Annotated in this window: 3 protein-coding genes; 1 reads left to right on the forward strand and 2 read right to left on the reverse strand. The window is 66.4% G+C overall.

Annotated elements, in window-relative coordinates:
* Together JNK68_09325 and JNK68_09330 are read right to left on the reverse strand one after the other, a co-directional pair.
* Window positions 1–791: NYN domain-containing protein (locus tag JNK68_09325; protein ID MBL8540560.1), on the reverse strand; the 791-nt coding region annotated here is incomplete at its 3' end.
* Between the two features lie 47 nt (window positions 792–838).
* Window positions 839–1,249 carry a DUF456 domain-containing protein gene (locus tag JNK68_09330; GenBank protein MBL8540561.1) on the reverse strand — a complete coding sequence of 137 codons (411 nt, stop codon included), beginning with the start codon at window positions 1,247–1,249 and terminating at the stop codon, window positions 839–841.
* Window positions 1,250–1,418: 169 nt separating this feature from the next.
* Between JNK68_09330 and JNK68_09335 the strand changes: the two genes are divergently transcribed.
* On the forward strand, window positions 1,419–1,647 hold a 229-nt coding region (locus JNK68_09335; protein ID MBL8540562.1), incomplete at its 3' end, for a hypothetical protein.

Here is a 1,647-nt window from a genome sequence, read left to right on the forward strand (position 1 = left end):
TCGAGCTCCAGGAGCTTCCGCGCTTCGAGCTCGTCGAGCAGCTTGCCGAACGAGCTGAACCCGTAATAGGACTCGTTGAAGCCGGGTTTGCGGCGCCGCAGCGTCTGCTTCACCATCGAGCCCCAGATCTTCTCGTCTTCCGCGCGCTCCGAGAACATCGCCTCGACCGTCTCCATGACCAGATCGAGCACATCCTGCTTTTTCTCCTCCTCCGACTTCACGACCTCGGCCGGCTTGGCGTCGGTCACCGCTTCCTCCGCAGTCGCGGCCTTGGGCGCGGCCTTCTTCCGCGTCGCCGCCTTCTTCTTCGGTGCTACGCGCACGAGATCGTCATAGTAGATGAACTCGTCGCAGTTGGAGATCAGCAGATCCGACGTGGAGTTCTTCACGCCGACGCCGATCACGATCTTCGCATTCTCGCGCAGCTTGGACACCAGCGGCGAGAAATCCGAATCGCCCGTGATGAGCACGAAGGTGGTGACGTGGGACTTCGTGTAGCAGAGGTCGAGCGCGTCCACGACCATGCGGATGTCGGCGGAGTTCTTCCCCGACTGGCGCACGTGCGGGATGTCGATCATCTCGAAGGACGCCTCGTGCAGGGCCTTCTTCGCGTCCTTGTAGCGGGCCCAGTCGCAGTACGCCTTCTTGACGATGATGCTGCCCTTGAGCAGCAGGCGTTCGAGCACGCACTTGATGTCGAACTTCTCGTACTTCGCATCGCGCACGCCCAGCGCGACGTTCTCGAAGTCGCAGAAGACGGCCATGTTCTGTGTTTCGGTTGTGGATGTCATTGAATTCCCGTTGACTGCAGTGGAGCCATCCCGTGCCCGTGCGGGCTTCAGGACAAGTACGCCACCGCGAAGATGATGACCATCGCGATCGCCAGCACCAGCTTCGCGAGGCTGCCCGCGATGAAGCCGACCAGCGTGCCCCAGCCGGCTTTGCCCGACCCGGCGACATCCCGCGTGGCGAGATACTGGCCGAGGAACGCGCCGGCGAAGGGGCCGAGGATCAATCCGGCCAGTCCGAAGAAAAGCCCGACCACCGCGCCCAGCGCCGCTCCCGTCACCGCCGCACGCGTCGCTCCAGCGCGCTTCGCGCCGAGGATCGACGCCGCAAAATCGACCAGCAGCGAGAGCGCGGTGAGCACCCCGAGCACGACGAGAGGCACGGTGCCCACGCGCGTGAAGTCGTCGATCCACGCCGCCAGCAGCAATCCCGCGAACACGATCGGCGTGCCCGGAAGCATGGGCACGACGGTCCCGACCACACCGACGATCACGAGCAGGACGGCGAGAATCCAGAGGAGGGTGGGGGCCACGGCCGGAGGGGCGGCGGGGGGGCGTCGCGGGAGCAGACCGGCCGCATGGTAGCATGGCCGGCGTTTTCACCTGCCGTTTCCCCTGGTCTGCCGCGTCGTGCTTTTCGCCTTCTTCGATCGCCTGTCCCCGCGCCGGCAGCGCACCTATCTGGCGAGCGACGCGATCGTCACCGTCGCGCTGCCGTCGGGGCGCGCCACGGCGCCTGCCGTTGCCGCTCTCCGCGCGGCCCTGACTGCCGAGAACCGGCGCGACACCGAGCACGCGGGTCAGGCGCTCCTCGACGAGCTGTGCGCGCGGCTCGGGGTGCCGCCGCTGCGGGTGAAGG

The sequence above is a fragment of the Betaproteobacteria bacterium genome, from assembly GCA_016791345.1.
In the GTDB taxonomy this organism is placed as follows: Bacteria; Pseudomonadota; Gammaproteobacteria; order Burkholderiales; family JAEUMW01; genus JAEUMW01.